The 25,339-nt window shown below is 59.8% G+C and carries 22 protein-coding genes; 7 read left to right on the forward strand and 15 right to left on the reverse strand.

Annotated elements, in window-relative coordinates; translation table 11 throughout:
- The first annotated feature begins 2 nt into the window (after positions 1-2).
- Complete coding sequence (locus ACQY5P_RS17100; RefSeq protein ID WP_428408082.1) at positions 3-200, forward strand: hypothetical protein; 198 nt, start codon at positions 3-5, stop codon at positions 198-200.
- A 15-nt stretch (positions 201-215) separates the two neighbouring features.
- On the opposite strand, the gene ACQY5P_RS17105 is transcribed toward ACQY5P_RS17100, so the two are convergent.
- The 9 genes from ACQY5P_RS17105 to ACQY5P_RS17145 form a co-directional block, all read right to left on the reverse strand.
- On the reverse strand, positions 216-1,412 hold the full coding sequence (locus ACQY5P_RS17105) for a TIGR03087 family PEP-CTERM/XrtA system glycosyltransferase (RefSeq protein WP_428408083.1): 1,197 nt from the start codon (positions 1,410-1,412) through the stop codon (positions 216-218).
- On the reverse strand, positions 1,409-2,479 hold the full coding sequence (locus ACQY5P_RS17110) for a FemAB family XrtA/PEP-CTERM system-associated protein (RefSeq protein WP_428408084.1): 1,071 nt from the start codon (positions 2,477-2,479) through the stop codon (positions 1,409-1,411). Before ACQY5P_RS17110 ends, ACQY5P_RS17105 begins: the two co-directional genes overlap by 4 nt.
- Positions 2,476-3,327 carry an XrtA system polysaccharide deacetylase gene (locus ACQY5P_RS17115; RefSeq protein WP_428408085.1) on the reverse strand — a complete coding sequence of 284 codons (852 nt, stop codon included), beginning with the start codon at positions 3,325-3,327 and terminating at the stop codon, positions 2,476-2,478. The genes ACQY5P_RS17110 and ACQY5P_RS17115 overlap by 4 nt, the downstream gene beginning before the upstream one ends.
- Positions 3,328-3,349: 22 nt before the next feature.
- The gene (locus tag ACQY5P_RS17120; RefSeq protein WP_428408086.1) at positions 3,350-4,840 is read right to left on the reverse strand and encodes an XrtA/PEP-CTERM system-associated ATPase; all 1,491 of its coding nucleotides are present in this window, start codon (positions 4,838-4,840) and stop codon (positions 3,350-3,352) included.
- Positions 4,841-4,842: 2 nt separating this feature from the next.
- Entirely contained in the window at positions 4,843-6,534 is a 1,692-nt protein-coding gene (locus tag ACQY5P_RS17125; protein WP_428408087.1) for a hypothetical protein, read from the reverse strand.
- 4 nt (positions 6,535-6,538) lie between these two features.
- Positions 6,539-7,468, reverse strand: coding sequence for an AAA family ATPase (locus tag ACQY5P_RS17130; protein WP_428408088.1), 930 nt, complete (start codon positions 7,466-7,468; stop codon positions 6,539-6,541).
- Complete coding sequence (locus ACQY5P_RS17135) at positions 7,465-9,006, reverse strand: XrtA system polysaccharide chain length determinant (RefSeq protein ID WP_428408089.1); 1,542 nt, start codon at positions 9,004-9,006, stop codon at positions 7,465-7,467. The genes ACQY5P_RS17130 and ACQY5P_RS17135 overlap by 4 nt, the downstream gene beginning before the upstream one ends.
- Before the next feature lie 33 nt (positions 9,007-9,039).
- On the reverse strand, positions 9,040-9,690 hold the full coding sequence (locus tag ACQY5P_RS17140; protein WP_428408090.1) for an XrtA/PEP-CTERM system exopolysaccharide export protein: 651 nt from the start codon (positions 9,688-9,690) through the stop codon (positions 9,040-9,042).
- 200 nt (positions 9,691-9,890) lie between these two features.
- The gene (locus ACQY5P_RS17145) at positions 9,891-10,709 is read right to left on the reverse strand and encodes an exopolysaccharide biosynthesis polyprenyl glycosylphosphotransferase (RefSeq protein WP_428408091.1); all 819 of its coding nucleotides are present in this window, start codon (positions 10,707-10,709) and stop codon (positions 9,891-9,893) included.
- Between the two features lie 193 nt (positions 10,710-10,902).
- Here ACQY5P_RS17145 and ACQY5P_RS17150 point away from each other — a divergent pair, with 193 nt between their 5' ends.
- The 4 genes from ACQY5P_RS17150 to ACQY5P_RS17165 all read left to right on the forward strand — a co-directional run bounded on the left by ACQY5P_RS17150 (position 10,903) and on the right by ACQY5P_RS17165 (position 14,409).
- On the forward strand, positions 10,903-11,151 hold the full coding sequence (locus ACQY5P_RS17150) for a hypothetical protein (RefSeq protein ID WP_428408092.1): 249 nt from the start codon (positions 10,903-10,905) through the stop codon (positions 11,149-11,151).
- Entirely contained in the window at positions 11,133-13,325 is a 2,193-nt protein-coding gene (locus tag ACQY5P_RS17155; protein ID WP_428408093.1) for a glycosyltransferase, read from the forward strand. Before ACQY5P_RS17150 ends, ACQY5P_RS17155 begins: the two co-directional genes overlap by 19 nt.
- 59 nt (positions 13,326-13,384) lie before the next feature.
- Positions 13,385-13,777: a FliO/MopB family protein gene (locus ACQY5P_RS17160; protein ID WP_428408094.1), complete on the forward strand. Its 393-nt coding sequence runs from the start codon at positions 13,385-13,387 to the stop codon at positions 13,775-13,777.
- A gap of 143 nt (positions 13,778-13,920) precedes the next feature.
- Positions 13,921-14,409 (forward strand): hypothetical protein, encoded by a 489-nt coding sequence (locus tag ACQY5P_RS17165; protein ID WP_428408095.1) that lies wholly within the window; start codon positions 13,921-13,923, stop codon positions 14,407-14,409.
- A gap of 74 nt (positions 14,410-14,483) precedes the next feature.
- Here ACQY5P_RS17165 and ACQY5P_RS17170 read toward each other — a convergent pair whose 3' ends face one another.
- The 4 genes from ACQY5P_RS17170 to bcp form a co-directional block, all read right to left on the reverse strand.
- Positions 14,484-14,972, reverse strand: a complete 489-nt coding sequence (locus ACQY5P_RS17170; protein ID WP_428408096.1) for a bactofilin family protein — start codon at positions 14,970-14,972, stop codon at positions 14,484-14,486.
- A gap of 106 nt (positions 14,973-15,078) precedes the next feature.
- Complete coding sequence (locus ACQY5P_RS17175; protein WP_428408097.1) at positions 15,079-16,383, reverse strand: peptidoglycan DD-metalloendopeptidase family protein; 1,305 nt, start codon at positions 16,381-16,383, stop codon at positions 15,079-15,081.
- Positions 16,384-16,532: 149 nt separating this feature from the next.
- Positions 16,533-17,345, reverse strand: coding sequence for a ferritin-like domain-containing protein (locus ACQY5P_RS17180; protein ID WP_428408098.1), 813 nt, complete (start codon positions 17,343-17,345; stop codon positions 16,533-16,535).
- Entirely contained in the window at positions 17,342-17,812 is a 471-nt protein-coding gene (bcp, locus tag ACQY5P_RS17185; protein ID WP_428408099.1) for a thioredoxin-dependent thiol peroxidase, read from the reverse strand. Before bcp ends, ACQY5P_RS17180 begins: the two co-directional genes overlap by 4 nt.
- 219 nt (positions 17,813-18,031) lie before the next feature.
- On the opposite strand from bcp, the gene ACQY5P_RS17190 reads away from it, so the two are divergent.
- Positions 18,032-21,433 (forward strand): DUF3971 domain-containing protein, encoded by a 3,402-nt coding sequence (locus ACQY5P_RS17190; RefSeq protein ID WP_428408100.1) that lies wholly within the window; start codon positions 18,032-18,034, stop codon positions 21,431-21,433.
- Here ACQY5P_RS17190 and tyrS read toward each other — a convergent pair whose 3' ends face one another.
- Positions 21,434-22,687 carry a tyrosine--tRNA ligase gene (gene tyrS, locus ACQY5P_RS17195; RefSeq protein ID WP_428408101.1) on the reverse strand — a complete coding sequence of 418 codons (1,254 nt, stop codon included), beginning with the start codon at positions 22,685-22,687 and terminating at the stop codon, positions 21,434-21,436. It abuts the gene before it with no gap.
- Between the two features lie 153 nt (positions 22,688-22,840).
- Here tyrS and ACQY5P_RS17200 point away from each other — a divergent pair, with 153 nt between their 5' ends.
- Positions 22,841-23,974, forward strand: a complete 1,134-nt coding sequence (locus ACQY5P_RS17200; protein WP_428408102.1) for an anhydro-N-acetylmuramic acid kinase — start codon at positions 22,841-22,843, stop codon at positions 23,972-23,974.
- 19 nt (positions 23,975-23,993) lie between these two features.
- Here ACQY5P_RS17200 and ACQY5P_RS17205 read toward each other — a convergent pair whose 3' ends face one another.
- Complete coding sequence (locus ACQY5P_RS17205) at positions 23,994-25,325, reverse strand: TCR/Tet family MFS transporter (RefSeq protein WP_428408103.1); 1,332 nt, start codon at positions 25,323-25,325, stop codon at positions 23,994-23,996.
- Positions 25,326-25,339: the final 14 nt, after the last annotated feature.

Raw genomic sequence — 25,339 nt, forward strand, 5'->3', positions numbered from 1 at the left:
TCATGACCGACAAAAAATGGAAGCCCGAGGATGAGGAAGACCTGAAAGCCCTCATCCGCGCAACCATCAAAAGCGCGGGACCGACAGATCCCGCGCGTTTGCCGTCAAAGGTGCGCGAGCAGATCAAGGGACGCATTTCCGGCGAGGTCGATATCGACGCTTATGTCAAAAAGGTGCTCGCGGAAGAGCGGAAGAAATAGCCTCGAAGCCCCAACCTAAAGCCCGAGCGCCTTGAGTTTCTCTTCCAGAGGCTTCAACGCCTGATCCCACTGATGATGGGTCAGAATGAAATGCCGCGCCGCCCGGCCCATGCGCTCGCGCGCTTGCGCATCGTCGAGCAGCGCGACGATCGACGCAGCCATCGCGTCGTCTGACGTCGACGTCAAAGCAGCATCGCGCGGCGCAGCGATGCCTTCCATGGCTTCTCGTGTGGCGACGACGGGTTTCGCCATGGCCATGGCTTCGAGCACCTTGTTCTGCAGCCCGCGCGCGACGCGCAAAGGCGCGACGGCGACGCTCGCTGACGCAAGCCACGGGCGGATATCCGGCACGCGGCCGGTGACCGTGACGCCGTCTTTTCCGTCGAGCGCCCTGATCGCAGCAACGGGCTTAGCGCCGACAATGGCGAGAGTTATCCCCGGTTTCGCTCGTCGCACTGCGGGCCACACCCTTTTGATGAAGTGTAAAACCCCGTCCACATTGGCGCGGTAATCCATGGCGCCGGTGAAGACGCAGTCATGCGCCGGCGTGGCCGACGGGTCTGCGGAGAGGGGATCGAAGTAGCGGGCGTCGACACCGTTCGAAAACCAATCAACCTGATTTTTCATGCCGTCGCGCGCATTGAAAATCGCAGCTTCCTCCGCGCTGATGGCAAAACTCGCATCGGCCCAGCCTGCAATTTCGATTTCCTTGCGCGCCAGCGCTTTCGCTTCGCGCGCATAGATGACTTTCATCGGGCCTTTGGCGTCTTTCGCATAATCGCGCCATTTCTCCGCGTCGGCGTCGCAGAAGTCGACAATGCGCCTGCGGCCCTCAACCGGCTTTTCAATATAGGGCGCCATGGAGGAGGAAAACACGATTTCAGCAACAAGTGGGCGCTTGCGAAGTTCGCGCACCGCCGCCGCCATCTTCGCACTGGAAAAATAGCACAGGCTCAATGGCGCGCCGTTCAGCAATCCCCTTACGCTCTTAAGGCGCGCGGCTTTCGGGTCCAAAGTTACAATTGTGACGCTTTCGCAGAGCGTTTCCAGAAAATCCCGATGGGAAAGATCTCTCGGATCGTCCGCAAAACAAGCGAGATGAGCGTGGCATCGCTCTGCGAGGAATTTCAGGATGCGCCACGACCGGATTTTGTCGCCTTTGTCCGGCGGAAAAGGGATGCGGTGCACGAGAAACAGTATTTCCGGTTTCATGGAAAATTCGGCGCCAGCAAAGGGCCCAGCCGGTTGGCGGCGAAGGCGGGGAGGTGCGGCCATGCTTTCGAGAACAAGGCGAATTTCGGATTGTCCGCATTGATGTCGGGAAGAGCATCGTCTCCCACAAGCTTTATGCGGTAAGTGAGCGGCTTGGGCTCTATCCCCCAGAGTTTTTTGTAATCGTAGGCGCCGCTGTCGATCTTGCTGCGGCCAAAGTCGAATTTTGTGCAGCCCTTTTCCGACGCGCGGCGCATAACCGCCCAATAGAGATAATCGAAGGTGGGGGTTTCACGCGCTATATCCGAAGCGCCGACATAATAGGGTAGGACGGTATCCTTGAAATAAAAACTCACCAGCGCGGCGACGGGTTCGCCATGGCGTTCGACAACGGAAATTTCCGTTTCGTTCGTGAAGGCGTCGAGCAGCGCGTTGAGAAACCGCTTGGGAAAAACAGGCGTGCCGAGCCGGTGCAGGGACCGGGCGTAAAGCCGGTAGAATAAATCCCGCTCGCCATCGTGGCGGACAGCGAGGTCGCCTTTCTCCGCCGCGTTCAGGGCCTTGCGGATTTCTGCGCGGCGTTTGCGCGGGATGGCGGCGAGCGCTTGTTTTTCGTCTTTAATGAGCGCCGTTTCGAAAGCGGCGTGCGTTCCGGTTTTGGCAAGCCAGCCCTGCGCCTCGAAATCCGAATGGCATTCTATGTAACGGACTTTTTTTTCTGCGCCGAGTTGTGCAGCCGTCGCGAGCAGCGCCTGACGGGTTTCTTCATCGCTGGCGAGGGGACCGCCCCCGACGGAGAAAGCGCTTGAAATCAGCGATGCGCCGAGTAGCGGCGTTTTCGCATGGGTGATGGGTAAAACGCCAGCCAGCGCGCCGTTCTTGCACGCTGCGATGTAATATGTATCGTAGCCATACGCGGCCTTCGCCGCTTTGCCCCATCCTGACAGATGAAAGAACGTTCCCGCCTCATGTCCGCGCACAAACGCATTCCATTCCGCGGCGTCGCATTGCGTTTCGCAGGTGAGGGAAAGCTCGTCGCCCTGCGTTATGGCGGCGAGTGCGGTCATGGCCGCAGCCCTAGGGCGTCGTCGATGCGGCCCCATGAAAACCCATCCAGCGTTTTCGCGAGTTTTGCTTCCATGCGATCGAGATTGAGATAATGCCGGAGCTTCGACTTCAAAGGCGCGCGATTGAGGCGCGGCTGGCCAGGGTCGATTTCCCACGGGTGGAAATAGAAGATCGCCGGACCTTCAAGTGTTTTTGCAGCCTTGGAAAGAAGCGCTTTTGAAAAAGCGAGGGGAGCCACGCGGAACCAGCCGCCCCCGGCGGCGCTCAAACGTTTCCCTAAAAAATTCACTGTCGCGACCGGCGCTTCAATAAGCCCGGCGGTTTCGTAAGGCGATTGCGGCGCTTGCGCGTCGCCATAATGATCATGGGCGATGGGATGCGTACTGGAAGAATAACGATGTCCCGCTTGCGCCAACGCTTCATGCGCCCAGGGAGTCTCCTTGCCGATGGAAAAGCCCGCCGCGCGATAACCGATGACGTCCGCGCCGGAAATGTCCTCCAGCAGCGCCTTCGTTTTCTTTACATCAGCCAGAAATTGATCGCGGGTCTGTTCGGTGACTTTCGTGTGGTCGTAGCCATGGCTTGCTAGCTCATGCCCGCGCCCGACGATTTCCCTGATGAGATCAGGATCGCGCTCCGCCACCCAGCCTAGGGTGAAGAACGTCGCCTTGGCGTCATGCGCATCGAAAAGGTCGAGACAGCGCCGCGTATTATCGCCCACGCGCAAAGCGTAGCCATCCCAGGACTCCCGCTTGACGACGCTGGAAAACGCCCAGACCTGAAAATAATCTTCGACATCAACGGAGAGGGCGAAGCGGGGCCGGGATATGCCGTCAGCGGCGTTCATGGTTCCCTTCGCGAGGCGTGGCTCAGCCTTCAGCCGATCGCAATTCATCGAGCAGCGCTTCGGCGCGCCCAAGACTGGCGGCGATTTTCGAACGGCGCTCCTTGCGGCGTTCTTCGGCGGCGCTGACCGAGCGACTGAGGCTCACCACATTGGAGTTTGCGCGCTTCAGTTCCTCACGGGTCTCGTCAATGGAGCGGACGATTGCGGAGCGCCATGCCGACTCGCTGACATCTCTCGTCGCATCCGTCAAATCGCTCTCTGCAGCAGCGCTGCTTTCCTCGATCCCGGGCGCCGCGCCTTCGCTTGCGGCCCGGATGGCGCTCGCCACATCGGTAAGCGTTGCTTCGTGACGCGCGCCCGTATCTTTCTTCGCGCGCAAGCGGTCGAGAACACTCATAGAGGAAGGCGCCGTGGCTTCGTGTTTTTCTTCGTCCACCGTTTCCTCCATCTCCGGTTCTTGGGCCGCCGCGCTCATGCGCGCTCGTTCACTCTCCAGCGAAACAATCTTTTCATCAGCGTCTCCGTCAGAAGGTTCGTCTCCGGCGGAAATTTCGACTTCTTGATGTGCAACTGTTTCAGAGACGACCTCATCTTCAACATGCTCTTCCGTAGAGCTTTCCTCAGCGGGCGCTTCTTCATCCGGCAGCTCTTCCTCGATTTTGGCGACAGGCGGCATGGCGGCGGCCGGCTTACGCGATTCGAGTTTTTCTTCTTTCAGTTCTGCGCAGACAGTCGCGACCACTTTGGCGGTTACCTCGTGCTTTTCTTCAAGCGAGCAATAAAGCATCAGCCGGTTACAGAGGGTGTTGATGCGCCGGGGCAGGCCCAACGTTTCTTCGTGAATGGCTTTGAAGGCCCCGGCGGTGAATGTTGGGTCCTCCCGCCAGCCGGCGACCGCCAGCCGATGCAGGATGTAGTCGCGGGTTTCCTCTTCGGAGAGAGTCTCAAGGTGATAGGAAGCAATCACGCGCTGGCGCAACTGCTCCATGTCGGGTTGTTCCATGATCGTTCGGAACTCCGGCTGCCCCACCAGAAACACCTGGAACAGCGGCGTGCCCTCGTAATCAATGTTGGAAAGCATCCGCAGCTCTTCCAGCGTCTTGAAGGGAAGGTTCTGCGCCTCGTCGATGATCAGAAGAACGCGGCGGCCGCGATTGAGCTGGTCGAAAAGATAATCCTCAAAGGCTTCGATTTCGCCCGTGCGGCCTTCGCCTTCGGGTTCGATCCTGAATGCAGAGAGAATCTGGCTTAGGAGATCTTCCGGTTCAATATTCGATGTCAGTAGATTAGCCGCAACGATGTTTGACGCGTTGAGCTGGTCCAAAAGGTGGCCGATCACCATGGATTTGCCCGCACCCACGGGACCGGTGATGACGATGAAGCCTTCCGCCTGTTTCAGTCCGTAATGGAGATACGCCATCGCTTTGTTATGGCTGCGGCTGCCATAAAAGAAGCGCGGATCCGGGTTCAGCCGGAACGGAGCGTCGGAAAGGCGAAAATACTCTTCATACATTTTTAGAAGTCCACGGTGATCCCCGCGAGAATGTTATTCTCATCATACTCAAGCAGGGCGTTGGGAGAGAAACGCTCCGTATGCGAGATCTCTGCAAAGACAGAGGCGTTTTGATAAATCCTGTATGATGCGCCGATCTGGCCGATCACGGTGTGCGTAACGCCGTTCTGGGCCGCCAGCGAAGCGCAGCTCGTCACCGGATCAAACAGCGGGTCCATGGTGTCGAGGCCGAAGATGAGCGGATTGGCGATGCAGCTTGCGGCGTCAAATGTGGTGTCCGCCCGGCGATACTGGACGGAGGTGTAGCCCGTCAGGCGCCGCGCCATGCGGCGGCGGAGATTGAGACTGCCGCCATAGGTCTCGATCTGGCGGTAACCGAAATCGTCTTCGGAATAAAAACCGTTGAGAGAAAGCTCGGTCAGATCGAAATCGCCGGTGAGCGAGGCAAAAGCCGAGTCAGACACCGACACGCCATTCGTCTGGGCGTTGCCGAAATTACGGCCGGAAGAGAACCAGTTTGCAGCTTCAATGACGCTGCGCGCGGACAATTCCTGGCCTTCGCGCAGGCGATCTGCGAATTCGAGCGTTTCACGCTGGGTGGTGCGGAACTGCGAGGAGACCGATTGCGCCCGCGTGCGGAAAGACCGGCTCGCGCCTGCGGAGAAAACGAAGCGCTGGGAAATCTGGTATCGCGCGCTCGCATCGATGAAATCATCGCCATAGCGCTCGCCATATTCGATCCGCACCGATGAGCGCGGGCCAGGCCGCGCTGTAAAGCCCGCGCGCCAGAAAAAGCCGGAGAGATCGGAGTCGCTAAAGAAGGCCGCCGCCGCGCCTTGTGTCTCCACCTCATCATACCCGATCCCGCCGGAAAGGGCGAAGCGGTCTGTCAGCGAGAATTGCATGTCGGCGGAAAGATAGCCTTGTCTGTAACCGATGTCCGGGAAAATGCTGATCCCGTCCTCTGTCGTGTCGCTGCCATATGCGTTCAGAGCCAGGCGAGCACGGCCGAGTTTCCGTCCGGTGTCATACTGGGCGAGCACTTCATGCGTGATCGAATCGTTAACGGAATTGCCGGTGAAGAACGAAGACAGCGAATTTGTCTCGTCAACGAAGACTTGCGAGAAACGGTAGCGCAGCTCCGCGCTCGAATCGTCTGCGAATTCATGAAAGACATAAGGGCTCGCCGAATAGGAATGGACATTGGCGCGTTGGTTGCGTCCTGCATTGATGTTGCCGGAAAATCGCGCCTGGTCGCCCAGAAGCTGGCGTGACGTCGACCCGGAGAGATCGAAATAAAGCCAGTTCTCGACGCCAGTGAAGGTGCTTGTCGCGGCGATGTTCTGGTTGATGGCGAAATCGCTCTGATTGATAAGATAGGAGAAATCGAGATCGCCCATAATAAGCGCCGTGACCCGCGGCGTCGAATAAATGGCGCCGCCAGAAAAGAGGGTCGAAAGAACGAACTCGTCTTCCTCAAGGCCGGACCGCTGCAGGTTGATATTGTCCGAATAGCCCACCCGTCCCGAGGCGCTGACGGCGTAGCCGAAATAATCGGTCCGCATTTGCAAAGGGGCATCTGGATTGTCGACCTGGGCGAGCGACGCTGTCGCAAAGACGCCGAGACTGGCGCTGGCGAGCAGCGCCGTCTTCATGCGCGGCGTCACGGCCGGATTGGATTTTTTCTTCCCCATGGGACTATCCTTCGCTTGAGGGTTTGTCTTTGCCGGCGGGCGCGGCTGTCGCGTCGCTCCGGTCGTAATATTCGTAAGAGCCGTAATGGGCGCCGCCTGCGCCGATCTGGCAGCGGTTCAGCATCAGGCTGACATTCGGGTTGATGTCGATGAGTTCGTCGACAGCTGCGGCCACGGCGGCCTCGGGCGTTGAGTTCGCCTCGATGACAAAGACGATTTCATCGGCGTACTTCGCCAGCATCACCGCATCGGTCGCCGCGAGCACAGGCGGCGCGTCGATGATGACAAGACGCTGCGGCTTTTCGGTCGACAGCGAGGTCCACATCTCTTGCGCGCGCGCCGTCGAAAAGAGATCCGTGGGCCTTTCCGCGCGGGCGCCTTCGGGCATGATGGTCAGCGGCGCCGAGGCGAGCCGCCAGCCAAGGCTCTCGGCGTCGAGTTTCGGATTGAGGAGGCGGTCGTGCAGCCCCGGCGCTTCGGGCAGGTTCAGCCTGTCGCGAACTTTCGGGCGGGACAGGTCCGCATCGATCAGTAAGGTTTCGATCTGGTCTTCGAATGCCAGGCTGAAGGCCAGATTGATTGCCGTGAATGTCTTGCCTTCGCCGGCGCGCGTTGAGGTCACGAGGATCATATTGCGCTGTTTTCCGGGGGTGCGGAACGCCTGGCGCTCGCCGCTTGATCTCAGATATCCGATGCGGCGAAGGAGGCGGCGCTTCACCGCACGCATCTCCAAAGCGAGCTGGCTCGAACGGTCATCGGGGTTATAAAACCCGCGCCTTGCCAGTGCTGCAAAATCGAGATCGATTTTTTCGGGGCCGGGCTGCGGCGTTTCCGCCATCTCTTCGACGCGGTTCTTGTCTTTCTTTTTCTTTTTGTCCTTCTTTCCGAAATCAGTTTTGAGGACGTTGGCGCCGGCTTTTTCAACGATGCTCATGATGCCGCCTCCGCGGTTGACGGAAATGCGTAGGCGGCTTTATCAAGCGCAGGGTCCGTTGACGGCAGGCGGAAGACGGTGAGGTATGCATAAAGCGCAGCGACTGCGATAAAGCCCGCGCTTGCCATGGCAAGGCGCATGCGGTCGCGTTTGCGGTTTGCGAATATCTCTTCGGAGGGCGTTTCGCTGATGGCGCCGAGAACTGGCAGGCCGAAGGCAGTCTGCAGTTCGCTCGCCTGCGTATAGCTTTTGTCGAGGAAGCTGAGCCCCAGCGCGGCGGCGCCGCCGGCGCCCATGGCGGCGATGCACACGCCCAGAATGAGCAGGAGGCGCGGCGGATCGCTCGGCTCTAAGGCCTGCGCTGGCCATTCGAAAACCTGATATTCAACGCCGCGTCCCGCCGCGCCGAGATTGCGCGTCAGGTCGAGCCGGTCGCGGCGCGATAGCAATTCCTCATAGGTTTTTTGTGTCTGCTCATATTCGCGCACGATCTGACGAAGCTCGGCTTCCACCGCTGGGGCCTGACCAGCGGCGAAGTCCAGATTGTCGAGTTCTTCCTTGAGGCGCAGCTCCCGTGCTTCGAGCGCTCTAACGGAATCCTGTGCGACACGAAGCTCGGATTGCAGGCGGACATATTCCGGATTGGCGGAGAGGGCGGCGTTTTCCTTTTCCATTTCTTCGATGCGCGCGAGAACGCCGCGAATGTCCGGATGATTTTCCTCATACTGGCTGCGCAGCGCCGCGAGTTCGACTTTTAACCGGTCGAGTTCGCCCCCGGACGCGCGGCGCGGCGTCGCTGAGATCAGGTTCTGCAAGGTCAAAACCCGGCCCTTAGTGCGTTCGAGTTCATCGCTGACGCGCACAATCTCGTTCTGCTTTAACTCACGCTGGCGGGTTTCTCCCTGCAGCGAGACGAGCTCAGCGGCGTGCTCGGCGCGGAAGGCTGCGACGGCGTGCTCGTTTGCGACAAGCTTTTCTTCATATTGCTCGATTTGAAGATCGAGCCGGCGGCGCGCCGCTTCGCTTTCCGTCAGGCTTGCGCCGAGATCCTGTTCGATCAGCATATTAAGAACCGCGTCAACGACGGCGCGGGCGATCTTAGGATCGCTGTTTTTGTAAGAGATGATGAAATACATCTCCCGCGGGCTTTCGATGTTGATCTGGCCCGCCACCCAGTCGACCATGTTCTGCATCTTGGCGCGGCGTTCGATCGGCGTCCTCGCCTCGATCGTCTTGTCGAGGCCCGAGCGGAGAATGATCTCTTCCACATTCGGCCGCGTCAAAAGCTGCAGGCGCATGACTTCGACGCGCCGGGAGTAATCCGGACGCGCCGTAAAGCCATTGAGCACCGGTTCAAGGATGGTCTCCGTCTGCACGAAGACTTGCGCGCGGGATTCGTATTTGTCGGGGATGAGCCAGACCGCGAGCCAGCCGATCAGCGCCGCCGCCCATGCGACGGCGACCACAAGCCAGCGCCTGCGCCAGAGCCCGTTAAGGCTGCGCAGGACTGGTTGCGGCAGATCGGAGAACTTGAACACGGACAGCTTTCCCCAAACCCCTCGAAGCGTTCCCTAAAGAACGCTTTCCGGGATCAAAATGACATCGCCCGGCAGCACCGGCACGTTCGCCGAGATGTTGCCTTTGCGCAGGAGATCATCGAGGCGCAAGCGATAGGACTGACGGTCTTCGCCCTGGCCGCGGATCAGCACTGCTTTGTTGCCGGCCGCGAACTCGGTGAGGCCGCCAACGGCGACCATGACATCGAGCACGGTCATGCCTGCCTGATAGGCGAGGGCGACCGGTTGCGCCGCTTCCCCGAGCACGCGAACCTGCTGGTCATAGGTCGAAGAGAAGTCGCTGACGATGACGGTTACTTCCGGCGTGCGCACATATTCGCGCAGAACGCCTTCAAGATCGTTCGCAAGTTTCGACGGGGTTTTGCCAGCGGCGACCATATCTTCGACAAGCGGTGTCGAAATGCGGCCGTCGGGGCGCACGGTGACATTGGTGGACAGCTCCGGCGCGCGCCAGACGAAGATTTCAAGCTTGTCGAGAGGGCCGATCAGGTAATCGGGAGCCGCCGCCGCCGCATCCGAGGCGTTCGCAGGCGCGGCGGAGAGCTTTTCACCGCCGATGCCGACCGCGCTGCAGGCGGACAGGATTAACGCTGCGCCTGTTACAGCCAGAATGCGGAAATTATCGAGAATTTTCATCATGTTCATCACCTCTATGGCGCCCATGCGCTTCAGGCCGGCGCGAAAGCCCTTCAAAATTCCACGTCAGTCTAAAGGCAACGCAAAATCTTTGCCATGCCTCCCCCTGGCGCCTGCGCCCTGCAAAACCTTGGATTTCTTCGTTTACAACCGGTTCTGCAGCCGGCTCTTCATCCCCTGATTCCAGCCGGGCCGCAGCCTGGGGAAACTTAACGGCTGCCGAGGCCAAAAAGTGCGACCCGGATTGTCATCAGGACGATCATCAGGTCGAGAGCCGGGGAAAGATGCCGGATATAGTAAAGATCGTAGCGCAGCTTCGTCCGGGCGCCCTCGACCGAGGCGGCGTATTCGTATTTCACCTGCGCCCAGCCTGTGATGCCGGGCTTTACGAGATGCCGGCAATGGTAAAGCGGTATTTCCCGCTCCAGCTCGCGCACGAATTCGGGCCGCTCAGGCCGCGGACCCACAAAGCTCATTTCGCCGCGCAAAACATTGATCGCCTGCGGAATTTCATCGATCCGGAATTTACGAATCACCGCGCCGACGCGAGTGATCCGTTTGTCCCCGATGGCGGCGTATTGCGGGCCGTTGGCCTCGGCGTCAGGGATCATCGAGCGGAATTTAAAAACCTCGAACTCCTCTCCGCCAAGGCCCACGCGGCGCTGGCGGTAGAGCACAGGTCCAGGGCTGTCGAGTTTGATGGCGATCGCAGTCAGGAGGAGCAGCGGGGATAGAAAAGCCACGAGGCCAAGGCTCATCACCACATCGAGCATTCGTTTGACCGCAGCGGCGGACGGCGTATTCCCCCTGTCGGCCGCGCGCGCGAAATCTTCCCAATGGATGACGTCTGTATCGAGGCCGCCCGAGGGCAAGCATCGTGGCGCGTGGCGCGGGCCGAGACCAGTCTCCGCCGCCTCGCGGTGAAAAGATTTATTCCTGTCAGTCCGGCCTTTATCCGTGCTTAAAGCATATGCAGCCGCAGCGGCCCCCGCCGCGGCGGCAAACGCAAAGGCGTATTGAGCAAACATCCCCCACCCACTTTCTCGAAGGCAGGCCTCCGATCGCGCCGATGTCCTGAATTTCGACAGTCAGCGCACTTTCCGCATAATATATGCCTAACCAAAAGTTAAGGAAAATGTTGTGACCGAATGGGGACGTAAAGAAGCGTTCGCCCGGAATTTGCTACGCTTAAAAGCGCATATTTAAAGGCTCAGCAAAGCAATGATCGCCGCCCAGATTCCGCCGGAAGTTGCGAACCAAAAAAGCATGCAAGCCAGCGCCGGAAGTCTTTCCTGCTTAAAAGAGGACTGGCGTGTCAGGCTGGCGCGTGCGGCGAGGGACATCTGTGTCATTCCGGTACAGGGGCGCATCGACCTTAACCGCCCTGAAACGAAAGAAGCGTTAATTCTGCGCTTCAAAGGCGTTCCTCAGAATGCAGATAAGGGGCTGCATTGCGGCCTGGCGCGCTGAACGACACGAGCATCATGCGCATCCTTGTTTTCTCCACACTCTTTCCGAACGCGGCGAGACCCGCGCATGGGATATTTGTGGAGAACCGTCTCGCGGCATACCGCCAAAAGTATGAGGCGGACGTCAAAGTCATCGCGCCGGTTCCGTGGTTTCCGTTCAAAAGCGGTCTCTTCGGTGTTTATGGGGATTACGCCCGCGCGGCGCTTAAGGAGACCCGGCGCGGCATTGAAATCCTCCATCCGCGCTATTTCATCCCGCCCAAGATCGCGATGAATTTTGCGCCGGCGTCTCTGACGCGGTGCCTGCGCCGGGAAGTCCGGGACATGATCGACAATGGCTGGGACTTCGATTTCATCGACGCGCATTATCTTTATCCCGACGGGGCGGCGGCGGCGCAAATCGCGCGCGAGTTTCAAAAACCGCTCGTCGTGACGGCGCGGGGCACAGATGTGACTTTGTTGCCGTGTTTTCGAAGACCACGGCGAATTATTCGGGAGACGGCGCAACGTGCAGACGCGATCATAAGTGTTGCTGAAGCGCTGAAGCGGGACCTTGATGAACTTGGTGTCGATGAGGAAAAGATCACGGTCTTACGCAACGGCGTCGATCTTCGGATTTTCAGCCCCGAGGACCGCGAGACCGAGCGTCGGGTTCTGGGCGTTGACGGTCTTGTGCTGGCAAGCGTCGGCCATCTGATCGAACGCAAGGGCCACGGTCTCGTCATTGACGCCTTGAAACTTCTCCCCGGCGCAACTTTGTTGATCGCCGGCGACGGCCCGTTGAGATCAGCGCTTGAGAGGCAAGCGGAGAACGCCGGTGTTGGTGAGCGGGTCCGGTTTCTTGGCGAAGTTGGTCATAACGATCTTCGCCGCGTTTATTCCGCCGCGGATATCCTGGTGCTCGCCTCTTCCCGCGAAGGCTGGCCCAATGTGCTGCTTGAAGCCATGGCGTGTGGCACGCCTTGTATCGCTACCGATGCAGGCGGGAGCAGGGAAGTCATCGCCGCACCGGAAGCGGGGCGCATCGCGGCGGAGAGAACGCCTGAAGCCATCGCGGCGGCGGTCAAAGCCTTGCTGGCGAAACCGCCGGGCCGCAAGCAGACCAGAGCATTTGCTGAGCGCCATTCATGGGATGAAACCGCAGACGGCATGCACGCGATTTTTTCTGACCTCGCCGCCAAGGGCGCCGCGTCGCGGTCCCTCAAAACCGAACCGATAAGAATAGAACACCAGCCAAGGCTGATCGTGACCGTGGATACGGAAGAAGCCTTCGACTGGTCGCGCTTTGACGATTCCGGCTGGGGCGTTTGCGATCCCGCCGGCATCGAAACGTTTCAAGCGCTCTGCGAAGAGGCGGACATTGCGCCTCTGTACTTTCTGACCCTGCCGATGATGGAGGATGAGAAAACATCATCCCTCTTCAGGTCGCTGCACGAGCAGAAGCGTGCGTCTTTCGGATTGCACCTTCATCAATGGGTGACGCCGCCAGCTGACTACTGGGGTGAATTTCATTCTTTTCAGAGCAATATTCCGCACGAGGATCAGCGAAAAAAACTTCAAACGCTGGCGTGCGCCTATGAAAAACTTTTTGGAGATAAAGCCATCGCCCACCGGGCGGGGCGCTATGGGATTAGCAAGGCCTGTTATGAATTGCTGGCGGAAATCGGCGTCGAGCAGGATTTCAGCCCGAGCCCGAGCTTTAACTTTTCAGATCGCGGCGGTCCCGATTTCACCATGATGTCCAATCGGCCCTTTATCGTCTATGACCAGGATTGGCGCATTCATGTGACGCCGGTCTGCGGCGCCCGCGCCATTAGCCACACGCGAAGCTTTCGCTCGCAGCAGAAAAACAATCCAGGCTTCCCACCTTTTGCAAAGTATGATTCATCTCAGATGGGGCGCGCCATGCGCCTGTCCCCGGAAGGGGCGAGCCTCGCCGACCTTCAGGCGCTGACGCGGCGGCTTGTCAAGGACAAGACGCCGGTGCTGACATTTACGCTTCATTCAACCTCTTTAACGGTCGACGCCAACCCTTATGCGCGGAACGAGGAAAGCGTTGAAAAGATCATGCAGACAAGCGCCGACTATCTGTCCTGGTTCAAAGGCGCCTTGGGCGGCGAGACGATGTCCCTCGAAAGCCTTGCCGCGCTCTATGACACGACAAGCGACGCTTAACATCCCGTTAAGCATAAGGCCGGTATTTTCATCTGAACGCGAAAAGCGATGAGGGCTGAATGCTGGCGTCTGAAATTGTACGGGTTGTCTTCAGCCTTGCCATCGTTCTCGGCATGATCGGCGCTTTCGCCTATCTTGCGCGCAAGGCGGGTTTTTCGAATTTGGCCGCCGCCGCAGGAAAGAAGCGCAGGCTCTCAATCTCCGAGACCCTGCCCCTCGATGCGCGCCGGCGCCTCGCCATCGTGCGCTGCGACGATCTCGAATATCTCATTGTTCTGGGGCCCTCAGGAGAAACGATTGTCGCCTCCGGACTTGAGCCGGCGCCGGCGCAACTTCCGGACGCCTTAGCGGCTGAGGCCGGACCGGCAAATAATCTCCTTGCCGAGCTTGGCGGATTTGCAAAGAAACTGCGCGAGGCGCGCGCCGCGGCGGTGAAGCGGGACGCCGCCTGAAGCGGCGGGAATTGCGCCGCTCATTCTTCCGCAGACGGCCTGTTTTGAATGCATTGCAGCATGAATGAAACGGCGCCGCCGCGCCTGCTTGGCTTCAACACGCGGAAAAGGTAAACTCCATCCCGAGGGTTAGAAGGATGGGGATGCATAAAATGATCCGGATTTTGCTGCCGCTGGCGATCGTCGCGGCGATTTTCTTTGGACCGATGTTTGCGGTCGAAACGATGGACCCGGTGCGGGGCAAGAGCATGTCTGTCGTAACTGGTGATTATTTCATCGGAAATGCAGTGGAATGCGTGAAGGATCTGCGACTTCCCCTCGGAAAGGAATGCGCCACCGAAGGCAAAATGAACGATTCAACAACAGTCGGCAGCGCGCTGACCTGGGCGTGCGTCCTGTGTGCGTTGGCTGTGGTGCTGGGCATTCCCGGCTTGCTTCCCGTCATCGGCCGTCTCACGAGCATCGTTACGATAGCAGCAGGGGTCGCTTCTCTGGGGGCCCTCGGTCTCTTCGTGATGGGCATGATCGGGTCTGAAGCCGGGCTCGGCGGCGTTCAATGGGGCGCCTATCTCGCGGCTGGACTCGCTTTGTTGACGACGATCACCGGCCTCTCCGGGCTGCGCGGGCGATAAATCGCCCAAGATTTTTTCAAGAAAAAGGGCCGCCTGGTGAGGCGGCCCTTTTTGCAATTCGGTTGTATCAACGCTTAGCGCAGAGGCGAACGGCCGACGCTGAGGAAGGACGGCGTTTCGTTTGCAGGCGCGCGGTCCGCGCCTTCGGCGTCATCGCTGGCATTCGCGACCGGCCGCGGCGCGGGCGCCGGGCTCGCCGGACGCGTGCGGCGGAAATCCTTGGCCGACGTATCCGACAAGGGATCGTCCGAGTGACGGCAATTGCCCTCGAAATGGGCGCCCGTTTCGACCGACAGCGAGCTGTGCAAGATGTCGCCCTGAATGTGGGCGGTGGAGGCGAGCGAAACCGACTTCGCGCGAATGCCGCCTTCGACGCGGCCGCGTACCGTCACCGTCTCGCAGATGACTTCGCCTTTGACCGAGGCTTTCTCCCCAATAATCAGAGAGCCTGCCTTGATGTCGCCTTCGAGCGATCCGTCGAACTGGATCTCTCCCGCTGAGTTGATATTGCCGCGCATGACGACATCGGAAGAAATGATGGATGGCACCCCAGCGGTTTTCATGACGCCCGATCCCTTTCTTGGCGTTGATTGCGAGTTGGATAGCTGAACGGGCGCCTCTTGCGGCGCGTTGTTCATGGACTTCAGGTCGCCCTGCTGCTTCCCCGGCTTAGCTTTCGAAAACATATCTACCTGCCTCTATGAATCGGCGAGGATTGAGCGGCTTGCCCTTGTACAGAACTTCATAGTGTACATGTGGCCCCGTAGACCGGCCGCTAGACCCCAGCTCCCCAACCTTGTCGTGAAGCGAGACCTTCTGGCCGCTCTTCACCGATATCCGGTTCAAATGCGCATACCGCGTAATGAACCCGTTCCCGTGGTTGATTTCAACCACGCGCCCAAAACCTGAGCGTGTGCCCGCAAAGTGAACAACGCCATCGGCCGTCGCCGTCACCGGCGACGCCCAGGGCGCTGCGAAATCGATGCCGTTATGGCGCGAATATTTGCCGTTGATCGGATCGCGGCGGATGCCGAAACCGCTGGTGAACCGGCGGCCGACGATCAAGGGCGAGGAAAGCGGCACGTTCTGGAGCGCTTTGTGAATGGCTGCGAGTTCATCGACGGCGGCCGCGGCGCGGTTGGCGTGCGCGTAAAACTCCGCGGCGGCTTCGCCCCCTGCGGCGATATCGATAAAGGGGCCGCCCTGCGCCAGCATGGTGTTGGAGATCTTGGCAGGGGTCACCAGCGTCTCCGTCGGCACGCCTGCGCTTTCCAGCACCATCGCGAGCTGTTCGCGCTGCTGATTGGATTTTTCTTCGAGCGAGGCGAGGAGCAACATCTGCTCGGTGTAAAGATCGGCGGCGGCCTTGTTCATGGCCTTGATCGCATCGGAAGCGCCGCCATTGCCTTCCGTCTCGCGCACCTGCTTGGCGCCGAGCTTGCGCGCGGCGGAGAGGCGCGACTGCCGCGGCGTCGGCTCGCTTGGCGCGACGTCAATCATGACGCGGTTGCCGTTGGTCGGGCGCTGGCCGTTCGGGCCGCCGGCTTCGGACAGTCCCTTGGCGAGCGCGTCGAGACCTTCGTCGATGGCCGCCTTGCGGTCGACCATATTGGTCAGCATCTGATGCCGGGCGGAGATGTCGGCAAGGGTCTCGTCGAAATTCTGTTTGATGATCTGGTTGAGTTCGCTGACGTCGTCATAGGCGCGCTGCGCGTCATGCAGCCGCTTGGAGTAGGTGGTTTCCATGATGCGGCTGTCGCGATCTTTGGCGACGATGATCTGTTCCTTGAAGACCACGTTCACGGAGGCGTAGGCGACCCACAACAGCGCTGCCCCGACAATGACCGCGAGCGCGATCTGGGTCTTCGACGACATGGAGATGAAGTGAACGACGCCGTCGCTGCGATGGTAAATCTGCCGTTCCTTGAAGATACGGCTGAGTACGCGCCTCATTTTGCCGGAACGACGGCTCATTGAACGAACGCCCCTTGCACGCGCTTACACACGCTACGATGCCACCCCTGTGCGCAAGGAAGCGCAAAATTGCGCATTACGCAATAGTTATGTGATGGTGTAACGTTATTTTTCGCCGTCTTTTTCATAGTTTACGATTAAACGCGGCTTTAGTTTCCAATAGGTTCATAAAACCCTTGTGACAGCCCGGCTTTCGCTCTGGCTTCATGGTTAAAAGGCGGTTTCAACTGCCCCCTGAAATGTCGGTTTCGCAGGCTCTTGAACGTCTCTTCCGGCTGCAAGCCGCGTGCCGCGCACAGGGCGTCGAACCAGCGTTTTCCACAGGCGACGTGGCCGACTTCCTCCCGATAGATGACCTCCAGCGCCGCTGCGCTGGCGTTGTCCCCGGCCGAATTGAGCCTTTCGATCATATCCGGAGTAACGTCAAGTCCTCTCGCTTCCAAAATGAGCGGCGCTACAGCGAGGCGGGCGAGGGCGTCATGACTTGTCGACTCGGCCGCTTCCCAGAGCCCGTCATGGGCCGGAAGGTCGCCATAGCGACAATCAAGGTCGGCTAACCGCGCCTCGATCATGCGGAAATGGCGGGCTTCCTCGCCGCCTACGCTGATCCAGTCTCGGGCGAAAGCGGTGCCGTCGAGCCCGGCCGCCTCGATCTCCCGGGCAAAGCGCGCGGCCATGTCGAAGGCGAGGTCGATGGCGTTGAATTCGATATGGGCGATGGCGTGGAGAAGCGCCGCCCGGCCTTCGGGGCTTCCCAGACGTCGGCGCGGCACCTCGCCCGGCGGAACGAGTTCGGGTCTGGCAGGTCTTGCGGGCCGGTCTGGCAGAGCCGACGGCGCGCCCAGCGGGGCGCCTGCATCCCGCAAGTCGCCGGCCACGGCCGCCGCGGCGGCTTTCGCTTTGGGCTCAGCCGTTTCAAGGACTTCAACCGCCGCCGTCAGCAAGCTTGTAAGACCGCTCAAAGCGCCTTCACCGCCGCAAGCACCTCGTCGGCATGGCCAGCAACTTTCACCTTGCGCCAGATTTTGCGGATCACGCCTTTTTCGTCGATCAGGAAGGTTGCGCGCTCAATGCCCATGAATTTGCGGCCGTACATGCTTTTTTCGACCCAGACGCCATACTTTTCCGTCACGGCGCCCGTCTCATCGGCTCCGAGATCGACTTTAAGGCCATGTTTTTCCTTGAATTTCTGATGTTTCGCGACCGTGTCGCGGGAGACGCCGACGATTCTGGCGTTCGCGCGTTTGAACTTCGCGATATCCTCGGAAAAGGCGATCGCCTCCTTGGTGCAGCCCGAGGTATCGTCTTTCGGATAGAAGTAGAGAACCAGCTTCTGGCCCTCGAGATCCTTGAGCTTGAGCGTCGATCCGTTGTCGAGCGGCAGGGTGAAAGCCGGGGCCTTCGAGCCCTCGGCGAGCGCTTTCGCCATGATGATTTCCTAAGAGTTTCGGGTTATGGGCGCAGCATATCGGTCTTTGAGGATTTGGCCAGTACGAAGGTGCGGTACGCGCGGCGTGTTTGCCGGGCGTTTTTCCTACGTTCCCTTGCCGATGCTGGCGTTGACCGGTACGCGTAGAGGTTTGCGGCGCCGGTGACGCAAGGGGCGGCTTGCTGGCAGGTGAAGAGTGTCGCGAGGGTTGCGGCTTGCATGAAAAAGCGGGCGTTGAAAACGGCGGTCATAGCGCTTGAGGTCATCGCCATTGCGCTCGCCTTCGCTGCAGCATCTTTGATTTTTCTGTCATGGCGCCTCGGCCAGGGGCCGGTGTCGCTCAACCTATTCAAGCCGAGCGTCGAATTCGCCGTCGAGCGGCGCCTGCCGAAAGGATATGACGCTCTGATCGGCGATATCGAGTTACGGCGCACCGAAACCCGTGGCGAATATGGCGTAGCCGTCAATGAGCTTTCCATTCTCGACACGGACGATCAGGAGGCCGCGAGCGCGCCGCAGGTTCTGTTGACGTTCCGCCTCGGCGATTTTTTGGCGGGAGCAGTTGGTCCGAAGACCCTTACTGCGGATGCGGCGCGCCTGCGCATCATCCGCCGGGAAAATCTCAATGTCGATATTCCCATCGTCAAGCAGAAGGCGCCGAGAAAGAACGGCTTGAATTTATCGGCCCTTCTCGAGGGCAGGCTGCTCAAAAGCGCTTTCGAAAAAGCCGATCTGTCTAATGCAGAAGTGACGTTCTTTGACGAAGCCTCCGGCCGGTCATGGATCGCGCCGGCGACGGAAGTGCGCGTTAGTCGGACTGCAAACGGGCTGGAAGCGCTGCTCGATGGCGAGATCGATATGGGCGACGGCAAGGCCGCCGTGACAGCGTCCGCGAATTATTCAGAAGAAAATGGCGTTATCAACGTCATGGCGGACGGTGAAAACTTTCCTGTCGGCGATGTCTTGAGCACTTTTTACGGCGACCGGGCGGCCATTATCGACGCGCCGGTGAGCGGGCACGCCGACATCGCCTTCACGCCGGAAGGCGCCGTTCTGTCTTCTAAGTTCAATTCGCGCGTCGGCACGGGCGTGTTGCGGGTCGGCGGCGCTCCCCGGAAAGTGTCGCATGTCGAGTGGGAAACCAGGTTCGATCCAAACGCTAACCGATTTTTCATCGAGCGTTTCGATTTTGACGTCGAGGGTGCGAAAGGCGGTGTTGCCGGGGAAGTCTCGATCTCCTTCGGCGACGACATCAGAGAGCCCGAAAGCATCTCCTTTGATCTTTCCTCTGATGAAATCACCGTCGATGCGCGCGATCAACTTCCCGCGCCTGTGACCGTGCAGGCGCTTCTGCTCAGGGGACAGTATTTCATCCCGGAGCGCCGTTTGGCGGTGCGGGAAATGAACGCGGCGTTCGCCGGTCTCGCCGTTTCCGGCAATGTGACGCTTTTGCGGCCGAGGGGCGTTAATGGCGCGCCGGCGCCTTCGCCTGGCGCAATCGCCGATCTCGATATCGAAGGCTCTCTCGATCCGGAAACGCTGCTCTCCATCTGGCCGAAAAGACTTGCTAACGGCGCGCGCGTCTGGGTTGAGGACCGGCTCGAAGCCGCTCATATCGACAATCTCGATTTCACCATGAACCTTCTGCCCGGCGCCATCGGAGAGGATGGCGGTTTTCCTGATGACGCGCTCGAGCTCTCTTTCGATGCGCGCGACGGCAAGGCGTATTACGTCAAGGAGATGACGCCGCTGACCAATGGCAAAGGCAGCGGCGTGGTGCGGGGCAACTCCTTCACCCTCAAAATGGAAAGCGCCCGCGTTGGCGAGGTTGCAATTTCCAATGGCGAAGTCTCTTTTCCCGTCTTCATCCCGAAATGGCAGCCGACTTATTACCGCTTCACAGCGGCGGGCAGGGCGGAAGATATTCTCGGCGTGCTCGACCAAAAGCCCTTGCTGCTTTTGTCCAAGGTCAATCTTTCTCCGGACCAGTTCTCAGGTGAGGCAAGGGCGGTGGTTGAAATCATGCGCCCGAACAAAAGCGACGTCGATCCGGAGGAATACGCCTATACGGGCAAAGCGACTTTCGAGAAAATGACGCTCGATGATCTCATCGGCGATATTCAGATCATGAACGCAAAAGGCGACGTGGATCTGAGGCCCCGATCCATGACGGTGCGGGCGGACGCCTCCATTGCGGAAGACGCCCCGATCAAAATGGTCTGGCGCCAGAATTTCTTTGAAAGCGACGGCCCTTCTGACATCGCTATTTCCGGGGTCTTTAACTCCTCCGCAGGTGATGTTTTCGGCGTTTCGTCGCGTCAATTTCTGCGCGGGCCGGTGCGGTTTGACGCAAAGGCGATCGGCGATCTCGGTGACTTCCAAAGTCTCGATCTCAAGGCCGATTTCTCGGACGCTGTCGTGACGCTTGATCCGCTTGGATGGAGAAAGCCGGCCGGCGTCGCCGCCGCCGGCGATCTTTCAATGGTCTTCGAGCCGGAAAAGGTCGTCGTCGACAGCCTCTCGATTGCGGGCGACGGCGTCGATATTTCAGGCACGCTGTCTTTCGATAAGAACGGCGCTCTGGAAGAAGCCAATCTTCCCCATTTTTATATTTCAGACAGCGCGGATTTCGCCATGACGGCCTCGCGCGACGCCAATCGCGGGCTTGATCTCACGGCGGTGGGGCCTTTCCTCAATGCAGGACCGATGATCGCTCAGATTCTCGAAGGAACTGGCGGCGGCGAAGAGAGCGCGCCGTTGAACTGGGGTTCCGGCGTCAGCCTGCAAGCGCGCATCGATGAAATCGCGCTTCGCAACGGCGTCATCTATCGCGATGGCGCGCTGGACTTTAATCGCAATGCGAAGCGCCTCCAGTCGCTAGACTTCTCGGCTTTCGGGCAGGACGGAAAACCTTTGCGCGTCAACATGGCTCTTACAGGCGCTTCGGAAGGTCCTGAGCGCGCGCTCGAAGCGCGCACCAGTGCTATCGGCGAATTGCTGCGCGGGGTTTTCGGCGTCAATTCGATCGAAGGCGGCGAAGGATCGATGATGATCGCCCTGCATCAGCCCGGCGTGCCCGGCTTCGCCGGCGAACTTGAGGCGCGCAATCTCCAGATCGTCAATGCGCCACTGCTCGCCCGCATCTTCTCGGCCGGCTCGCTCGACGGTCTCGCCAATCTCATGAACGGCCAGGGCATTCAGTTCGACTACGCCTATGGCCGTTTCGACTATGAGGATGGGATTGTCGCCGTAGACGACATGCGCGCCACCGGTTCTTCCGTGGGCATCACGGCGGACGGCCATGTGGGCGTCGGGCCGGCTGGCGTGACCCAGCTTAACGGCGCCGTCGCGCCGGTCTATGCGCTCAATTCGTTTCTTGGCAATGCGCCGATCATCGGCGACATTCTCGTTGGCAAGGAAGGCGAGGGGATTGTCGCTTTCACCTACAGCGTCAGCGGTGAAACGGGCGATCCCAAAGTCTTCGTCAATCCGCTTGCTGCGCTGACGCCGGGCATCTTTCGCCAGTTGTTCCAGCCCTCGCGCAATGCCCCTCCAGAACCAGAGCCAGCGGAAACACCGGTATCTGAAGAAATGGAAGCCCCGGAGCCGGAGCTTCAGTAATCATCGTATGCGTATGATGGCGTGCTTTTTCTTGCCGACGGAAAGCTTCACTGCGCCGTCGCGCACGTCGCTGGCGGTGAGGTTGCGCTCGTCTGCAAGCACTTCGTCATTCACCTTGAGCGCGCCTGCCTTGATGTGACGCCGCGCTTCGCCTTTCGAGGCGCAAAGGCCTGCAGCGATGAACTGATCGACGAGGGCGGCGTTTGAAAGGTCGCCCGCCGCGATGTCGATGGTCGGCAGATCGCCGCCAAGGCCGCCCTGTTCAAAGGTTTTTTGCGCCGTCGCCGCGGCGCTTTCCGCCGCCTCGCGCCCATGCAGCAGCGCGGTCGCTTCCGTCGCAAGCACTTTCTTGGCGTCGTTGATTTCGGCGCCCTGAAGCGTCGCAAGCCGGTTCACCTCGTCCATGGGAAGCGTCGTAAAGCGAGCAAGCAAGGTCGCGACATCCGCGTCCTCGGCGTTGCGCCAATATTGCCAGTAGTCGTAGGGCGAGAACATGTCGGTATTAAGCCAAACGGCCCCGCCCTCGGTCTTGCCCATCTTCTTGCCGGACGCGGTGGTGAGCAGCGGCGTCGTCAGACCGAAGACTTCAGCGCCGTCCTTGCGCCGGCAAAGCTCCACGCCGTTGACGATATTGCCCCACTGGTCCGAGCCGCCGAGCTGCAGGATGCAGCCATAACGGTTGTAGAGCTCATGAAAGTCGTAAGCCTGCATGAGCATGTAATTGAACTCGAGGAAAGTCATAGGGCTTTCGCGTTCAAGCCGCAGCTTGACCGAGTCGAAGGTCAGCATGCGGTTGATCGTGAAATGCACGCCATAATCGCGGAGGAATTCCACATAGCCGAGCTTCGACAGCCAGTCGTCATTGTTGACCATGACCGCGTCGGTCGGACCGTCGCCGAATGTCAGGAACTTCGCAAAAGCGCTCTTGATCCCCTCGATATTCGCTTCGATGTCGGCGTCGGTGAGGAGCTTGCGCTGCTCGTCCTTGCCGGTGGGGTCGCCGACCTTGGTCGTGCCGCCGCCCATCAGCGCGATCGGTTTGTGACCGGTCTGCTGCAGCCAGTGGAGCATCATGATCTGGATCAGGCTGCCGGCGTGCAGCGACTTCGCCGTGGCGTCAAAGCCGATATAGGCGGTGACGATTCCCGTCGCAGCCTTCTCATCGAGGCCCTCGAGATTAGTGCTTTGCGCAATGAAGCCGCGGCTCTCAAGCACGTTCAGGAAATCGGATTTGTAGGTCGGTTTGCCGCTCATGGGTCTGCCCGTTTTGATCGAAGGCCCGCCCCCTAGCACTTTGCGCCTTGAATTCCAATCTAATGGCGGGAACGGGCGGGCATGGTTAAGAGAGATTTCAGTTTTCGCCGCGAGTCTTGATAGGCTCGCGTTTCGCTTTGACGGGAATGATCCATGTCCGACATGCTGACTGCCATCGGCCTGATGAGCGGCACTTCCCTAGACGGGATTGACGCGGCGGTGCTTGTCACTGATGGCGAAGACCGGGTGGAGCCGGGGCCGGCGATCCACGTCCCTTATACGCGCGATCTCAAAATCTGGGTGCGGCGCGCGATCAAGGCGGCGCTCGAAGGCCGCGATGGGGCCGAAGAAATCGGCAAGGCGGCGGGCGAAGTCACCTACGCCCATGTCGCCGCCGTTGAGGCGTTGCTTGAGACAGCAGGGCTCAACCGGAAAAAAATCGACATTATCGGCTTCCACGGGCAGACGATCCTGCACCGGCCGTCGAAAGAGGCGGGCATACCGGGGCGCACCTGGCAGCTTGGCAGCGGCCGCACGCTAGCGGACGAATGCCGCATCGATGTGGTCAATGATTTCCGCTCGAACGATGTGGCGGCGGGCGGGGAGGGCGCGCCTTTCGCCCCGATCTATCATCGCGCTCTGGTCGCGGCGATGAAGGAACGTCCCGACTGTCCCGTGGGCGTAATCAATCTCGGCGGCGTCTCCAACGTCACTTATGTGCCGGAGGGCGCCCGCGCGCTCGATCTCGTGGCGTTCGATTGCGGTCCCGGCAACGGCCTTGTGGACGAATGGGTCGACATGAAAACCGGCGAGCATATGGATACGGACGGCGCGCTGGCGCTTGCCGGGACTGTCGATGAAGAAGCGCTGCGGATGATGCTGCTCAATCCGTATCTGCGCCGCAAGCCGCCGAAGTCCTTAGACCGCTACGATTTCAAACTCGACCATGTGAAAAAACTGTCGCTTGAAGACGGCGCGGCGACGCTGACCGCGTTTACGGCGGCTTGCATCGCGCAATCGGAGAAGTTCCTGCCGGACCTGCCGGGCGGCTACATCGTTTGCGGTGGAGGCCGGCGCAATCCGGCCATGATGAAAGCGCTTTCCGAACGCCTCGAAGCCAAGGTGGTGACGGCGGAGGATGCAGGCTGGCGCGGCGACGATCTCGAAGCGGAATGCTTTGCCTATCTCGCCGTCCGCAATCTCAGGAAACTGCCTATCAGCTATCCGAAAACCACGCGTGTGCCGTCGCCCATGCGCGGCGGCGTCTATCACCGCGCGCCGGTATAGGTTTAGGGGGCCTGTAGTTTTAAGGCCGTTCCGGGGCCGGCTGCTCCAGTTCGTTTTCGACCTGCGGCATCGGCGTTTCTTCTTCCCGCGGGCGCTGGATTCGCTTGAAAGCCTGGAAAAGCAACAGAAGCGCGAAAACCTCCAGCACAAAAGCGAAGACCAGCGGCGCGCCGGGAAAATAGAACGGCGCTCCTTCGGGCAATACTGTCAGGCCGAAGAGCGAGTAAGGCTCGCCCGGCGAGGAGAACGCCGAAAACATCTGCGTCATGATCCACGGGCTGAAGACCATGGTGAGACTGTTGAGCGCCGCGATGGCGCCTTGAAGCTCGCCTTGCGCATTCGGCGGGATGGTGCGCGACATGATGCCTTGCAGGGATGGCTGCGCAAGGCCGCCGATCGCCGAGAAGGTGAGGATCGCAAACACCATCCAGGTTTTGTCGGCGAGGGCGAAGCAAAGATAGGCGACGGCGGTGACGCTCATGCCGATCAGCGCGGCGCGGCGCTCGCCGAGCCTTGGAATCGCGACTCGGGTGAGCCCGCCCTGAACGAGCCCCGACAACAGGCCCATATACATGAGCGACGCGCCAATCATCGCCTCGGACCAGCCGAACTTCTCAATCGAGTAATAAGACCAGATCGACGGATAGGTCCAATGGGCGAGCTGCGCGAAGAAAAGCACCGCCGCGATGGGCAGCATGATCGGATATTGAGCGAATTGTTTGAAGCTGCCGAGCGCATTGGCGCGGCGCCAGTCGAATTTGCGCCGGTTTTCGGGGAGCAGGGTTTCCGGCATGGCGAAGAAGCCGAACAGGAAATTCACGGCGCCGGTCGCCGCGACGAAATAGAAAGGCGCGCGCGGCCCGAAATGTTCGCCGAGAAAACCGCCGATACCGGGCCCGATGATGAAGCCGACGCCGAAGGCCGCCCCCATGAGACCGAAATTGGCGGCGCGTTTTTCCGGCGTCGAAATATCCGCGATATAGGCGTTGGCGGTCGAATAAGTGGCGGCGAAGGCGCCGGCTAGAATGCGCGCCACCAAAATGATGCCGATGGTCGGGGCGATCGCCATGATGAGAAAATCGAAGGAATAGGCGGCGAGCGAGCTCAGCATGACGGGGCGGCGTCCGAAGCGGTCGGAAAGCCCGCCGATGACCGGCATCATGATGAACTGCATGATCGCGTAGACGACGGAAAGATAGCCGCCCCATTTAGCCGCATGGGACACATCCTCGCCGGTTACATCCATGATGAGTTGCGGCATCACCGGCATGATGACGCCAAAGCCGATCATGCTGAGCAGGATCGTGATGAAAATGAAAACGAAGGCGCTCTTGCCCGGTTTTTTCGCCATGGCCGGCTTTATTC

It is taken from the genome of Hyphococcus sp. (assembly GCF_965267305.1).
GTDB lineage: Bacteria > Pseudomonadota > Alphaproteobacteria > Caulobacterales > Parvularculaceae > Hyphococcus.

Excerpts from the sequence above, each read along its gene's own strand:
- ACQY5P_RS17100 (WP_428408082.1), top strand. The coding sequence starts at position 3 with ATGACCGACAAAAAATGGAAGCCCGAGGATGAGGAAGACCTGAAAGCC.
- ACQY5P_RS17105 (WP_428408083.1), bottom strand. The coding sequence starts at position 1,412 with ATGAAACCGGAAATACTGTTTCTCGTGCACCGCATCCCTTTTCCGCCG.
- ACQY5P_RS17110 (WP_428408084.1), bottom strand. The coding sequence starts at position 2,479 with ATGACCGCACTCGCCGCCATAACGCAGGGCGACGAGCTTTCCCTCACC.
- ACQY5P_RS17115 (WP_428408085.1), bottom strand. The coding sequence starts at position 3,327 with ATGAACGCCGCTGACGGCATATCCCGGCCCCGCTTCGCCCTCTCCGTT.
- ACQY5P_RS17120 (WP_428408086.1), bottom strand. The coding sequence starts at position 4,840 with ATGTATGAAGAGTATTTTCGCCTTTCCGACGCTCCGTTCCGGCTGAAC.
- ACQY5P_RS17125 (WP_428408087.1), bottom strand. The coding sequence starts at position 6,534 with ATGGGGAAGAAAAAATCCAATCCGGCCGTGACGCCGCGCATGAAGACG.
- ACQY5P_RS17130 (WP_428408088.1), bottom strand. The coding sequence starts at position 7,468 with ATGAGCATCGTTGAAAAAGCCGGCGCCAACGTCCTCAAAACTGATTTC.
- ACQY5P_RS17140 (WP_428408090.1), bottom strand. The coding sequence starts at position 9,690 with ATGAACATGATGAAAATTCTCGATAATTTCCGCATTCTGGCTGTAACA.
- ACQY5P_RS17145 (WP_428408091.1), bottom strand. The coding sequence starts at position 10,709 with ATGTTTGCTCAATACGCCTTTGCGTTTGCCGCCGCGGCGGGGGCCGCT.
- ACQY5P_RS17150 (WP_428408092.1), top strand. The coding sequence starts at position 10,903 with ATGATCGCCGCCCAGATTCCGCCGGAAGTTGCGAACCAAAAAAGCATG.
- ACQY5P_RS17160 (WP_428408094.1), top strand. The coding sequence starts at position 13,385 with ATGCTGGCGTCTGAAATTGTACGGGTTGTCTTCAGCCTTGCCATCGTT.
- ACQY5P_RS17165 (WP_428408095.1), top strand. The coding sequence starts at position 13,921 with ATGCATAAAATGATCCGGATTTTGCTGCCGCTGGCGATCGTCGCGGCG.
- ACQY5P_RS17170 (WP_428408096.1), bottom strand. The coding sequence starts at position 14,972 with ATGAAAACCGCTGGGGTGCCATCCATCATTTCTTCCGATGTCGTCATG.
- ACQY5P_RS17175 (WP_428408097.1), bottom strand. The coding sequence starts at position 16,383 with ATGAGCCGTCGTTCCGGCAAAATGAGGCGCGTACTCAGCCGTATCTTC.
- bcp (WP_428408099.1), bottom strand. The coding sequence starts at position 17,812 with ATGGCGAAAGCGCTCGCCGAGGGCTCGAAGGCCCCGGCTTTCACCCTG.
- ACQY5P_RS17190 (WP_428408100.1), top strand. The coding sequence starts at position 18,032 with ATGAAAAAGCGGGCGTTGAAAACGGCGGTCATAGCGCTTGAGGTCATC.
- tyrS (WP_428408101.1), bottom strand. The coding sequence starts at position 22,687 with ATGAGCGGCAAACCGACCTACAAATCCGATTTCCTGAACGTGCTTGAG.
- ACQY5P_RS17200 (WP_428408102.1), top strand. The coding sequence starts at position 22,841 with ATGTCCGACATGCTGACTGCCATCGGCCTGATGAGCGGCACTTCCCTA.
- ACQY5P_RS17205 (WP_428408103.1), bottom strand. The coding sequence starts at position 25,325 with ATGGCGAAAAAACCGGGCAAGAGCGCCTTCGTTTTCATTTTCATCACG.